The organism is Burkholderia pyrrocinia (genome assembly GCF_003330765.1).
GTDB classification, from domain to species: Bacteria; Pseudomonadota; Gammaproteobacteria; order Burkholderiales; family Burkholderiaceae; genus Burkholderia; species Burkholderia pyrrocinia_B.
Genome location: NZ_CP024902.1, coordinates 489,776 through 503,207 on the forward strand (window position 1 = coordinate 489,776; position 13,432 = coordinate 503,207).

At 67.1% G+C, this 13,432-nt stretch carries 8 protein-coding genes and 1 pseudogene; 3 read left to right on the plus strand and 6 right to left on the minus strand.

The features are described from left to right. Nucleotides 1-2: 2 nt before the first annotated feature. The 3 genes from tagF to CUJ89_RS02310 all read right to left on the minus strand — a co-directional run bounded on the left by tagF (nt 3) and on the right by CUJ89_RS02310 (nt 6,080). Nucleotides 3-992 (minus strand): type VI secretion system-associated protein TagF, encoded by a 990-nt coding sequence (gene tagF / locus CUJ89_RS02300; RefSeq protein ID WP_114175895.1) that lies wholly within the window; start codon nt 990-992, stop codon nt 3-5. Continuing rightward, nucleotides 989-4,933, minus strand: a complete 3,945-nt coding sequence (gene tssM, locus CUJ89_RS02305; RefSeq protein ID WP_114175897.1) for a type VI secretion system membrane subunit TssM — start codon at nt 4,931-4,933, stop codon at nt 989-991. The genes tagF and tssM overlap by 4 nt, the downstream gene beginning before the upstream one ends. Nucleotides 4,934-5,234: 301 nt before the next feature. Next, entirely contained in the window at nt 5,235-6,080 is an 846-nt protein-coding gene (locus CUJ89_RS02310) for a M15 family metallopeptidase (protein ID WP_114175899.1), read from the minus strand. 121 nt (nt 6,081-6,201) lie between these two features. On the opposite strand from CUJ89_RS02310, the gene CUJ89_RS02315 reads away from it, so the two are divergent. Further along, nucleotides 6,202-7,149: a phage tail protein gene (locus CUJ89_RS02315; protein ID WP_114175901.1), complete on the plus strand. Its 948-nt coding sequence runs from the start codon at nt 6,202-6,204 to the stop codon at nt 7,147-7,149. Nucleotides 7,150-7,356: 207 nt separating this feature from the next. Further along, nucleotides 7,357-8,385, plus strand: coding sequence for a transporter (locus CUJ89_RS02320; protein WP_114178460.1), 1,029 nt, complete (start codon nt 7,357-7,359; stop codon nt 8,383-8,385). Between the two features lie 93 nt (nt 8,386-8,478). Here CUJ89_RS02320 and CUJ89_RS38440 read toward each other — a convergent pair. Together CUJ89_RS38440 and CUJ89_RS02330 are read right to left on the minus strand one after the other, a co-directional pair. Then, a pseudogene (locus CUJ89_RS38440) lies at nt 8,479-8,526 on the minus strand (hypothetical protein); the annotation flags it as partial. A gap of 24 nt (nt 8,527-8,550) precedes the next feature. Continuing rightward, on the minus strand, nt 8,551-9,528 hold the full coding sequence (locus CUJ89_RS02330; protein ID WP_114175903.1) for a quinone oxidoreductase family protein: 978 nt from the start codon (nt 9,526-9,528) through the stop codon (nt 8,551-8,553). Nucleotides 9,529-9,689: 161 nt separating this feature from the next. Between CUJ89_RS02330 and CUJ89_RS02335 the strand changes: the two genes are divergently transcribed. Next, entirely contained in the window at nt 9,690-10,610 is a 921-nt protein-coding gene (locus CUJ89_RS02335) for a LysR family transcriptional regulator (RefSeq protein WP_114175905.1), read from the plus strand. A 144-nt stretch (nt 10,611-10,754) separates the two neighbouring features. On the opposite strand, the gene CUJ89_RS02340 is transcribed toward CUJ89_RS02335, so the two are convergent. Beyond that, a complete protein-coding gene (locus CUJ89_RS02340) occupies nt 10,755-12,923 on the minus strand; it encodes a M1 family metallopeptidase (RefSeq protein ID WP_114175907.1) in 2,169 nt (722 codons plus the stop codon). Between the last annotated feature and the right edge of the window lie 509 nt (nt 12,924-13,432).

A 13,432-nucleotide genomic window follows, 5' to 3' on the forward strand; every position in this document is an offset into this window, starting at 1 on the left:
CGTCAGCCTCCGATGAACGCTTCGCGGAACGCGTCGATGGCGACGCGCAGCGAGAGTTGCGGTTGGTCGAGGTAGCTGACGAGCTTGCTGATCTGGTGATCGTTTTGCGCATGGGCGTCGATCCACTCGGGATCGTCGATGTCGATGTTGTGGGCGGCGTAGGTCTGCGGGTCGACAACGCTCAGCAGCGTCTTGGCCGACGCGCCGTTGAAGCCGATGACGAGCCGTTCGCGCTCGGCGATCGAGCCGATGAAGATCGCGAGCTCGAAGTCGGCCTGCGCGACGAACGGCGCGATCAGTTCGAGCCAGAACGCGGCGACGAGGCTGCGGTAGAACGGATCGACCGGCAGCGGCAGCGTGAGGCCGCGCTCGATGTGCGACGAGCCGCTCTGCATCACCGGCCGCAGCAGCGAGCCGAGCGCGAGCATCGCGCCGCGCAGCCGTACGGGGTGGCCGCTTTCGAGCAGCATCTCCTGGAGGCCGTACAGCGACTGGTGTTCGACGAAATCGTTGAAGGTGCCGTCATGCGACGTGCCGGGGCCGCCGACATCGATCGGCACTTGCGTGTCGCCGAGCGCCTGCAGCGCGCCGGGCGGCTCGTCCTTGCCGAGCAGCGGCGGCATCTGCGTGGCGACGCGCGACCACAGCCGCGCGAAGGCGAGCGGGCTGCGCGCGAGGAACGCGAGCGGCCGGTCGACCTCGAGCGCGGTTGCGCCGAGGAACGGGAAGCGGCGCATCGACACGTCGTGGCTCGCGACCATGTGGCCCGCGATCGCGAGCTTGCTGCGCGAGCCGAGGAACGCGAAATGCATCGGCTTCGCATCCTCGTAGACGATCTTCCAGCGCGGATCTTCCGCGAGCAATTCGAGCGCCTGCGCGATCCAGCGATCGAGCGTCTGCAGCAGCTGCGGATTGTGCGCGCTCTTCACGAAGTCGCCGCGCGACGGAATCTTGCCGAAGTAGGCGATTTGCGCCTGTACGGTTTGCGTCATTGCGCCCCCTGTGCATTCGTTGCGTTGGCGGCCGCGATGGCCGGCGCTGCGCCCGGCGTGCCCGTGCCGGACTGCGTCGCATTCTGCGCGGCGCCCGCGCTCGCGTCGGCGACCGACGACGGCAGCTGCAGGCCGCGCAGGCTCTGTTGCTGCGGCTGGTCGCCGCCACCACCTGTCGGTTGCGACGTGCTGATGATGCGCATCGTCACCGACACGTTCACGCTGCCCTGCACCCACGTGAGGTCGAAGGTGCCGTCCGGGCGGCGCTTGCGTTGCGCCGAGTTGATCAGCTTCTCGAGACCGTAGCGGCCCGGCTCGTTGACGAGCTGCACCGTGCGGCCGTCGAAGGTCGTCGCGGACAGCGTCGCGCCCGGCGAGCCCGACGGGTTCGGCCACACGAAGTTGGTCCACTGCGGCGGCGTGTTGCGGTAGCGCAGTTGCTGGCCGTCGATCGCGATCGTGTATTCCGTCGTGCCCGTGCTCGGCTGCGGCAGGATCTGGAACACGGTCTGCGGCTCGGACGACGCGGCCGCGCTGCCTGCTGCGCCGCCCGCGAGCGGTGCGACCCAGCGCGCGAAGCCGTTCGTGAAGTCCGGCGTGAGCCCGATGCCCATGTCGCCCCACGTGCGGGCGGCGAGCGTGTCGCCGCGGCGCACCGCGAGCGGCCCGAGCGTCGTGCCGACGAACTTCGCGATCGAGCCGTCCGGACCGAACACCTGCGCGATCTCGCCGGCGCCGGCCTCGACCTTCGCGCTCGCCGCGAACGGGTACTTCGTCGCGAGCGAGTTCTGGAACGGCTGATAGACCTGTGCGTTCCACACCTTGTTGACCTCGGTGCTGGCCGGCTGGATCACGACCGCGAACGCCTGCATCAGCGGCCGCACCAGCAGCGGACGCAGCGACTTGCGTTGCGAATCGGTGAGGCCTGTCAGCATCTGCTCGTCGACGAGCTTCAGCGAATCAGCGAGTTCCGAACCGTTGCCGTCGAGCGTCTGCTGCATCAGCTGGCGCGCGCCGGGGCCCGGGTCGCCCTGGTTCTTGATCACGTTGAAGCGCGTCCGGACCTTCGACAGCGATTCCATGTAGCCCTTCAGCATCGACGTGCCGTCGTGCGTCGCGACGATCCGCGCGAGCCCGATGAACTCCTGGCCGATCGGACCCATCGGCACCTCGGCCGGATTGCCGTTGATGTCGATGTTGGCGGCCGCCACCTGGCCGGCCTGCGAGCGCGAGAACAGTTGCTTGACCCAGTTCACGACGCCCGTCTGCGCCTTCTTGATCGTCACGTTCGCGAGCGACGGGTTGTCCCACGACGTCTGGTCATACGCGGTCTCGAGAATCTTGCGGATCGGCGAATCCTGCGGGTCGCCGAGACGGTTCATCCCGTCGACGGCCTGGCCGAAGCTGCTGAAGCCCTGCACCGCGATGCCCTGCATGAACTTCTGCCAGTGCTGCGCGTACTCGGTCTTGTACATGCCGACGAGCGTCTTCTGGATCTGCTCGGGGCTGCCCTCGAGCGTCAGGTCGTCCTGCGTCGACGTGTTCAGCACCCAGTCCTTCGCCTGCAGCTCCTTGGTCGCTGCGTCGCGGATCGCCGGCTGCACGTAGTCGAACCACGCTTCGCGCGTGAACGTGCCCGGAATCGCGTAGCTGCCTGCCACGAGCCCCTGGTTGCCGTCGCCGACGATGCGCGCGATGGTCATCGGCGCGAAACGGGTCGACGCGCGAGCCTTGATTTCCTCGTAGACGCGCTGGCGGGCCGGCATCCCGCGCACGACGCGGCGCAGGTTCTCGCGGGTCTGGTCGACGAGCGAGAGGTTCGCGTCGATCATCGGCCAGTCGTCGTCGTTCACGCGGGCGAGATAGAACGAGATCATGCGTTCCGCGCTGCGGATCATCTCGTCGCGCGGCATGTTGCCGCGATTCGTCTCGAGCCAGCCGCGCCAGAAGCGCGCGAGCTGGTCGGTCAGGTGCGCCTGCTCGACGTGACGCTTGTCGGACAGCATCAGGTACGTCTTGAGCGCGTTGTACGCGTCCTGCACGTTGGTCGGCGAAGCATCGCTGTAGAGGCCGCCCTGCGGTGCCGCCGGCTGTTGTTGCGCGGCGGCCGGCGCGGCGCCGGACGCGGCCAGTGCGGCACCGGCCAGCGGCGCGGCGCCTGCCGCGTTCGTCGAGACCGGCAGCGCGCCGGCCTGCACGGCGCCCGACTCGGGCGGGCGCGTCATCGGCACGAGCTGTTCGGGGTGCGCGTTCACGTCCTTCATGAACGACGCGAGGTTCTGCGACACGGGGGCCAGCAGGATCTGGCGCACGCCGTTGTAGTACTCGGTCAACAGGTGCTGCTCGAGACGGTCGCCCTGGTACAGGCCGAGCGACACCGACAGCGGCTTGTCGCGGCGGAACTGCTCGAGCTGTTCGATCCGGTCTTCCAGGATGTCCATCGCCTGCAGGCGCGACTGCAGGTCGTTGCGGCCCTGCTGCAGGCGCGTGACGTTGTCCAGGTCGGCCTGCACGTTCGAGACGAGCTGCTGGTTGCCGATCGTCGACCAGGTCCAGCCGCCGAGCGCGATCGCGAGCGCCGCGACGAAGCCGAAGAAGGTCGCGTAGCGCAGCCGCGTCTTGGTCGGGCTGGCGAACTGGCGCACCGTCTGGCGGTCCGCGAAGATCACCTTCGAGAACAGGTCGCGCAGGAAGAAGCCGTTCTTCGAGAACGCGCTGTGCGGCTTCGGCAGCGCGTTCGCGTCGAGGCCGAAGCGGTGCGCGATGCGCTGCGCGGCCGTACTGCTGGTTTCGCCTTCCTGCAGCGCGCTCGTGAAGTAGAAGCCGCGGAAGATCGGCTTGTACTGGAACGGGTTGTTCTCGAACAGCGTCGCGAGGAACGCGCGCAGCGACGGCTTGATCGTCGAGAATTCAAGCGGGAAGCTCAACTGGCCCGGCGAAAGCTGGTTGCCGCGCGACAGCGACAGCTGCGCGACGCTGATCTCCTTCAGCCCTTCGTAGAGTTCCTCGAAGTGCGTGTCGAACTGCGCGACGACGTCGCGCTTGTCGTCGGGCTCGTAGGGCAGGGTGGCGCCCCACACGCGGTCGTACTCGTGCTTGTCGCTGCTGCTGAAGAATTCGGTGAAGCCGGTGATCAGGTCGGCCTTCGTGAACATCACGTAGACCGGCGCGAACACCTCGAGCTTTTCCGTCAGCTCCTGAACGCGCTGGCGGAGGTTTTTCGCGAGGTTGATCGCGAATTCGGGGCGGTTGCCGGTGAGTTCGGCGATGCTCGCGGTGACGATGATGCCGTTGATCGGCGCCTTCGGACGATAGCGCTTGAGCAGGCCGAGGAAGCCGAGCCACTCGCTGCGATCTTCCTCGTGCACCGAATAGCGGCCGGCCGTGTCGAGCAGGATCCCTTCGGTCGTGAAGAACCAGTCGCAGTTGCGCGTACCGCCGATGCCGTGGATGACCGCGCTGTTCTTGTCCGCGAACGGGAACTGCAGGCCGGAATTGAGCACGGCGCTGCTCTTGCCCGCGGCCGGGTTGCCGATCACGATGTACCACGGCAGTTCGTACAGCGCGGAACCGCCCGAGACCTGGCCGATCTTCGACGTCTTGATCGTCTTCACCGCATCCGACAGGCGCGTGCGCAGCACGTCGAGGTCGGCCGTCTTCGCGTCGGGCGCGAGCGCGGCGGCGGCCGGTGCGGCGATCTTGCCGGTTTCCGCCTGTTCTTCCAGGATCTGGCCGAGCTGCTGGTTTGCGCGCTTCACGCGCCAGCGGCGCCACAGCGCGACGACGAGCCACAGCGCGAGGATCGCCGCGAAGGCGATCGCTGCCCACAGGAGCGGCAGCTGCAGCATGTCGGCGACGATGAAGAGGATCGCCGCTAGCGCGACGATCCCGACAATCGAGAGCGTACGCGGATGAGTCAGCACGTTGAGGATGCGTTGCATAGGACGTTCAGGTTCCGGTGCGATTCGGTGAGGCGACGCAGGCGCGACGAGCGGCAAGGGTGGCGCCGCGATGTGTCGCCATGCTGTCAAACGGGATGAAGGGGGCTGGCATCAATGCGCCCGCGGCATCGGAGAAGGCGCGCGCATTAACGAAAGGACGCTGTGAGATTTAAAACGGAAGCGGCGGCCGGAAAAAATCGCGCACCGGAATGCATGATTTTTTGCGCCGCCCATATCGTTTCCTGCCGGGATATTAAAAAGCCCCATGCCGCCCTCATTATTTCTTGTCCGGCAGCCCTGGCTAGCTGCCGCGTCCCAGTTTAAAACCGGGTTTATGGTATTCCACGTGCCCGAGATCCATCATTTTCCATCGGCCCCCCCAGGTCAGGCCGACCTGCTCGGCGACCTGGCCGTACAACTGGTAGCCGCGCATCGCCCACGGATCTTTCTCGGTAATGACCAGCTTGCCGTCGCGCAGGAACGCGTTGTCGGCCGCCAGCCCGAATTGGTGATAACTCTGGAAGGCAGCCGCGTTGGTTACGTTGCCGCCCATCTGCGCCAGCCGGTTCTGCCGTTCCGGGCTCCGGTAACCTTCCAGCAGCGCCATTTCATAACCATATTGTTCGTGCATGATCTTGTAGACCAGCAGCAAACGCGTACGGAAATCCGGGTCCAGCAGGTTCCAGTCGCGGCTCGCATCCTTCAGCGCCGGGCGCACCTGCTCGACTTCCTTGGTGGCGAAGACTTCCGGCGGCAGCGGCGGGGGCGGCACGAGCTGTTCGCCCTGCAGCAGCGCGGCGATCTTCTCGTCGGGCACGCGCGCCGTGTCGTCGTACTGGAACAATTGCCGGCCGCGTAACGCAATGGCGACCAATGGCGGCGTCGCAAGAATACCTGCCGATACCGTAATCATCAAGCGCCGCCGAACCAGTAAATTTTGCACATCGTTTAAAGCGCCGCGCGTAGCGCTTGCCGATTTAACAATCTGACTTCGCGTACGCGCGGCGCGATCGTTCGCACGGCGCGTAAGACGGCCGTGAAACTGGGCGACGGATTCGAAAACGGTCGCGCGGATACCCGGTAAAAGCAACAGTGCCGCAACCGCGACGGCAAGGGCGAAATAGGCGACGAGTGCGACGGCAATCAAAGAAATCCCCGGAAATTGGAATTGATTGTGTTTTGCAATGCTTGCTCTTAGAATCAGGCTGCTTCGAGAAGCCGGGCTATATTATCGCGGTGAATTAAACCAGGATTCAATGAGACGCTGAATGAGTGCGCCGGAAAATTCAAATTCGAAAACTCCGCCCAGCCTGCTGTCCGATACGAAACCGGCCGGCGCGGGAGGACCTCAGCAGTCGCGCATTCTCGCGAATCTGGAAGGCCGTGTCACGCCGCCCGCCGAACCGCCGCGCCGTTCGCTGAAGGCGCCGATCGCCGCAGTCGTGGCATTGGTGGTTGCCGTCGGCGGCTGGGGCGCGTGGCGCATGCAGCAGCATTCGGGCGAGCAGGCCGCCGCTGTCACGGCCGCGGCTGCGCCTGCCGCGACGGCGCCGGCCAAGGCCGCACCGGCCAGCGATGCCGCCGTGCAGGTCGCGCAGAATGCCGCGCCCGCCGCGCAACCGGCCACGATCGTCAACGACGATTCGGCCTCCCAGACCGTTGCGTCCGCATCGTCCGCGCCCGCCGCGGACAACAGCCGCCTGTCGCGCGCGCTCGCCGGTGGCGCCGACGACGCATCGGGCGCGGTCACGGCTGCTGCAGCCGCCACGGCCGCCGCGGCCGCGACGACCCAAACCGCGAAGGCCGACGCCGCGAAGAGCACGAAGGTCGCGGCGCACGGCAAGGCCGATGCGAAGGCCGAGGCCCGCAAGCAACACAAGGAGCAGCAGGCCGAGCTCGCGCAGGCGAAGAAGCGCCGCGATGCGACGTCGACCCGTACCGCGAGCGCGAAGGCGGCCGGCAAGGACGATCCGGATGCGGATCTGCTCGCGGCGCTCGTCGCGCGCACGAAGCCGGCCGACAAGAAACTCGCCGCGCAGAAGGCGCAGGCCGTGCCGACCAAGACGGCGGCGACCGGCTCGCTGGCGTCGCGCGTGAAGGCGTGTTCGGAGCGCGGCTTCTTCGAGGATCAGTTGTGCCGCTGGCGCGTCTGCGACGGCCAGTGGGGCAAGGACCCGGCGTGCCCGACCGCCGCGCAGGCGGAGACGCGGCAGTAACCCGTCCTGCGCATGTCGCCATGCCGTACCTGCGCCGCCCGTTGGGCGGCGCGTTGCTTTTGGGGCAAGGAAAGCTGCCGGTATGATGCCGCGTGACGCTGTCACGAGCGCGTCACGCCCGTCGGGCATACGTCTCCTTTCTTTCCCCGGCGCGGGCCCGCGACCCGCGATGTGCGGCGCGGCGCGCGCCGCACGACCTTCGACACGATGGACCTGATCGTACAGACTTACGGCGCCGATACGTCCGGCATGGTGTGCGGATTCCGCTTCGTTCCGGGCGGATCCGGCGCGATGCTCGACGCCGACGCGGCCGCCACGTGGCTGCGCACGTGCCGCGCGCACGATGCGGCCGCGTCGGGCGATTTCGTCTGGCTGCACTTCAATCTCGCGCACGGCGCGAGCGAGCGCTGGATGCGCACGCATCTCGAGCTGCCCGACAGCTTCTTCGAATTCCTCCACGAAGGTTCGCGCTCGACGCGCATCGAGCAGGAAGACGGCGCGTTGCGCGCGATCGTCAACGACGTGATGTTCAACCTCGAGCTGACGCCGTCGGAGATCGCGACGCTGTTCGTCCATGTCGAGCGGCGCATCATGATCACCGCGCGGCTCAAGCCGCTGCGCTCGGTCGACACGCTGCGCGCGTGCGTGCGCGACGGCGAGCAGTTCAGGTCGCCCGCGGAACTGCTCGTGCACCTGCTGCGCGACCAGGCCGACCTGCTGATCCAGATCATGCGGCGCACGAGCGTCGACGTCGACCGCATCGAGGATCGCTTCCTGTCGCAGCGGCTCACGTCGAGCCGCATCGAGCTCGGCGCGATGCGCCGCACGCTGACGCGCCTGCAGCGCATGCTCGCGCCCGAGCCCGGGTCGATCTTCCGGCTGCTCGCGAAGCCGCCCGCGTGGCTGCACGCGGAAGACGTGCAGGAACTGCGCGAATCGACCGAAGAGTTCTCGCTCGTACTCGTCGATCTGTCGGGGCTCAACGAGCGGATCAAGCTGTTGCAGGAAGAGATCGGATCGCGTCTCGACGAGCAGAACAACCGGACGCTGTTCACGCTGACGCTCGTGACCGTGATCGCGCTGCCGATCAACATCGTCGCGGGCTTCTTCGGGATGAACGTCGGCGGCGTGCCGTTCTCGGAGAACAAGCACGGTTTCTGGCTGATGGTGCTGCTCGTCGCGGGCTTCACGGGGCTCGCCGCATGGTGGGCGTTCCGCCGTCGCGGCGACCGCTAGCGCCGGCGGCGCTTCAGCGCAGCAGCGCGATCGCGCGCTCGCCGACCACCATCCCGAGCAGGCCGGCGAGCGTACGTGCAGCAGCGCGTACAGCACGCCGACGCCGAGGCCCACCGCGAGCGAGGTCACGTAATCCGTCATGGCGGTCTCCCGTGTGGCTCGGCGTCAGGGCTTGAGGATGACGCGCTCGCGAGCACCGGCCAGCACCGCGCGATACGCGTCGTGCGCGCGTTCGAGCGGGTAGATATGGTCGTCGCCGATCGGAAACGGGCGCAGCGTGCCGTTGCCGAAGCCGGGCGCGAGCATGTCGAGGATCTGCGCGACCGCGGCGCCGCCGAGCTGCAGCGAATCGACCCCCACATACGTGTGCTGGCCGCGATAGAACGCGAAGATGTCGAACGGCACGCTGCGGTCGATCGTCGAGATGAAGATCTGCCGCGCACCGATCGCCATCGATGCGTTCGCGGCTTCGAAATACGGGCTGCCGACCGTGTTGTAGACGATGTCCGCGCCGTGGCCGCCGGTCGCCGCGCGCACCGCGTCGGCAACCGTTTCGTTCGATGCGTCGATCATGCGCACGTCGCCCGATGCATGGCCGCGATAGCCGCCGGGGCTGCGCTCGACGCCGATCACGGTCGCGCCGCGCGCGGTCGCGAGCTGGATCGCGGCCTGGCCGACCTTGCCGTTCGCGCCGAACACGAGCACGACGTCGTCGGCCGTCGGCATGCCGGCCCGGCGCAAGCCTTCGTACGCGGTGACGAACGGCACGCCGACGCCGGCCGCTTCGTCGAGCGTCAGCACGGCCGGCTTGCGGCGCACCTGTGCCGCGTCGAGCACGAGCCATTCCGCGTGCGAGCCGTCGCGCCCGACGCCGAGATCGCCGCCCGATCCCCACACGGGCGCGCCGATCCAGCTGTCCGGGCCGCTGCGCACGATGCCGGCCCAGTCGCGCCCGGGCGTGCGCGGCCACACCGCATGCGGCATGCGGCCGAGCGCGGCCTTCACGTCGCTCGGGTTGACGCCGGCCGCGCGCACCTCGATCAGCATCTGGCCGTCGGCCGGCACGGGTGGGTCGATTTCCCTGACGCGCGCGTCGAGCGACTCGATGCCGACGGCGGGGCCGTCGAAGCGGATGCTGCGCATGATGATCTCCGTGAAGGATGGTTGCCGCGCGTGCCTGCGGGCCGGCGCATGCAACGGGTGGAAAGGATGAATGCAGTTTAGTCGGCCCGATTTGACGCGGAAACATGCAAAGGCGGATGATTGTTTTGCGATTGGCGCATAGCAAAATCCGAAGGCCTCGAATGGACGACTTCCTTGCCCCCCATCTGGCGCTGTTCGTCGACGTCGTCGACCAGCAGAGCTTCTCGGCGGCCGCGCGCCGGCTGGGCGTCGCCGCGTCGTCGGTCACGCGGCGCATCGACCGGCTCGAGACGCAGCTCGGCATCCGCCTCCTGCATCGCACCACGCATGCGCTGCAGCCGACCGAGGCCGGGCAATTGCTGTACGGGCGCGCGACGCGGATGCTGGCCGACCTGCGTGGCCTGCAGGAAGACCTGCACAGCCAGCACGACGAACCGAGCGGGCTGCTGCGCGTCGATTGTCCGGCGCCGTTCGGCCGGCTGCACCTGATGCCTGCGCTGGCCGCGTTCATGCAGCGTCGTCCGGCGCTGCAGGTCGACCTGGTGCTGACCGACAGCATGGTCGACTTGCAGGGCGCGCGGCTCGGCGCAGACGTCGATCTCGCGGTGCGCATCGGCCCGCTCGAGGACACACGCTTCGTCGCGACGGTGCTGGCGCCGCAGCGGCGCGTGCTGTGCGCGAGCGCGGCCTACCTCGCGCGGCGCGGCGAGCCCGAATCGCCCGACGCGCTCGCCGGGCACGATTGTCTCGCCTGGCATGGCGCGCCGCCGCCGGGCGCGTGGCGCTTCGGCGACCGCCGCCACGTGCCGGCGCAGCCGCGGTTTCGCAGCAATCATTCGGAGGCGTTGCTCGAAGCCGCGATCGACGGGCTCGGCCTCGCGCACCTGCCGACCTGGCTCGCCGGGGATGCGCTGCGCGACGGACGGTTGCGCGCGGTGCTGCGGCAGTACGCGGCGGCGGCCGAGCAGGCGACGATCCACGTGTTGCGCCAGCAGGCGCGCGGCAGTGCGCGCGTGTCGCAGCTCGTCGCGTTCCTGGCGACGTGGTTCGCGCAGCCGGCGTGGGACGCCGCGTGGGCGTGACGGCGAGCGGGGGCGTGGGGCCATGGGGCCACAGGGCCGTGCCGAAAGAAAAAAGGGCCTCGCTCGCGAGGCCCGTCAAAGGTCGGGAAGGCCGGTACGCCGGCCGGCGCCGCAGGCTGCGCGGCACCGGCCGGGCACGCACCGTTACTGCGTCACACCCTTGCGCGGCTTGAAGATGCCCTGGTATTGCAGTGCCGGACGTTCCTTCGTCGTCGGCGCGATGCCGCCGAAGGTCGGCGTCTGGCGCAGCTTCATCGCGGCCGGCGAAGCGACCGAGCCGATCGACGTCGAGCGCGAAGCCGGCGCGAGGTTGTTCGCGACCAGCAGCGCGGCCTCGCTCTGCAGGTTCGACAGCAGCACCGGATCGGTCGAGCGGTTGACCTGCGTGAGCAGCCCGCTCCATGCCGCGTCGCTGTAGTTCACGACGTAGTAGTCCAGCCCGCTCGGGTCCGCGACCACGCCCGTGCAGCCGTCGATCCGCGTCTGCGTCTGCGTATCCTTCAGCGCGAGCGTCGTGTGTTTCGCGAGACCCTGGCCGTACGCGAGCGTGATCGGCACCGTCCACTGCAGGCCCGGATACGCGTTCTTGTTCGGGAACGGCTGCTGTTTCAGCGTGACGATCGTCTGGTTCTTCGTCAGGTCGCACTGCGTGTCGAGCGAGATCAGCGGCACACCCGTCTGACGCACGTAGCTGTCGCCGATCGGGCCGACCGGCTGGCCGCTCTCCTTCGACAGCGCATCCCACAGGCGCTTCGGCGTGCCGTTGCCGAACGAGTAGTCGGTCAGGTACTGCTGCAGACCCTTGCGCAGCGTCTGTTCGCCGAGATAGTTCTCGAGCGTCTTCAGCACGTGGCCGCCCTTGTCATACGTGAACGCGCTCGCGCTCAGCACGAAGTCGTTCGACGCCCAGTCGTTGAAGTTCGGCGCGACCGGGAACGCGTTCGGGCCGATGTCGCGATTGATCACGCGGTACTTGTTCTTCACCTGGTCGAGCCAGCTGAACTCGTTGGGGAAGAACTGGATCGTCGTCTTCGTCTCGAAGAACGTCGCGAACGACTCGTTGAGCCACACGTTGTCCCACCAGTCGGTCGTGACGAGATCGCCGAACCACTGGTGCGCGACTTCGTGCGTCAGCACCTCGTTGCCATAGTGCGACATCGGCTGGCCCGGCTGCGGCAGGATGTCGTCGGCGAACTCGAGGATCGACCCCCAGTTTTCCATCCCGCCGAAGTTCAGGTCCTTCTGCTCCTTGAACGCGTCGTTCGCGGCCACCGTGTCGAACTTGGTGAGCGGCAGCGCAATGCCCGTGTAGCGATAGTAGAAGTCGAGCGCCTGCTTGGTGCGGTCCATCGCCGGCTTCGCCCAGTCGCTCATGCCCGGCGGCGTGAACACGCGCAGGTGCAGGCCGCCCTTGCCGCCCGGCAGCGGGCTCGTGAAGTCGTCCTCGTAGGTGTCGAACAGGCCGCCGCCGAAGAACAGCAGGTACGACGGCATCGGCGGGGTCTTGTCGAACTGCACGAGCTTGTAGCCGCCGCCGATGCTGGTCGACGGCTTCTCGGCCGCGTTCGACACGACGCGCCAGCTCTGCGGCACTTCGGCCGTCACTTCATAGGTCGGGCGGAACGCCGGCTCGTCCCAGCCCGGGAACCACTGGCGCGACAGGTTGGTTTCGCCCTGCGTGAGGATGGCGCCGCTCGTCGTGCCGTCGGTGCTCTTCAGGTCGACGCGGAAGATGCCTTCCGCGGCCGAGCAGCCCGGATACGGATCGTCGCCGCAGCTGCCGCCCGTCTTCTTGACGGGATCGTCATACGACTTGAAGTTGATGATGCCCGACCACTCCATGTGCAGCGAATAGTTGCCCGGCGAGATCGTGCCGCTCACGGGGCGCAGCTGGTAGAAGTCGCCCTTGTCCTGCGGCGTCGCGATCAGCTGGATGTTGCCCGGCTGAAGCGTGATGCGGCCATTCGTGAACTTGATCCGGTGGCCGGCGATCACGATGTTGTTGACCGGCTTCAGCACCTTGATCTCGACGTCGGCGCGGCCGTCGAACGCGTTCAGCGCTTCGTTCGGGCGGAACCACAGCCGGTAGTTCACGGGTACCACGGTGTCCGGCAGCTCGACAGGCGATACGCTCTTGTCGACGTTGGAAGCGCTCGGCGGCGCGGTGACGGCGGGCGACGAGCCCGAGTGCGGCGCGCCGGCGGAGCTGAGCGCGGAAGCCGAGCCCACGCCGCTGTCGTCGCCGCCGCACCCGGTGAGCGCGAGTGCGGCAACGAGCGGCAGATAACGCATCTTGCGAATGTTGATCGACATGACTGAAACCTCGATTGTTGAATGAATCGTCCAGTGCTGCGAAAACGCCGGCAAAAGCAATCCCCTCGCCGTTAATCAACAGCGACGAAAAATGCCAATGACGGATTATTCGAAAAGCGGCGGCCGACTACGTAAAGGTAATCATGGTTTACTGCCCCCTCTGGATTTCCGGATGTCGGTTAACTTGCCGGTTCAAAATGGCCGGGCGCGTGTTGTACTGAATTGATTTCGCGCGCACGACACGGGGCCGCACGCCCTGCACGGGCGCGCAATCCCTTTGAACCGACGACCTACGGGGCTGGCCGGGCCAGTCCGCAGGACGGAAGGAAGGCGTGTCGCCGTTCCGTAAAATCGCCGTCATGCGGCTTAAGGTTTGTCGGCTTGCTCCAAGGATGCGTAAATATACTTGATGGTTTTAGGTAAAGGAAACGAAAAATTTAGAAAGTGCATCTATTGAATTTTGCGTGCTTCATTGAATGCCGGAAGTCATTAATGCGCTTTGCGTTTAG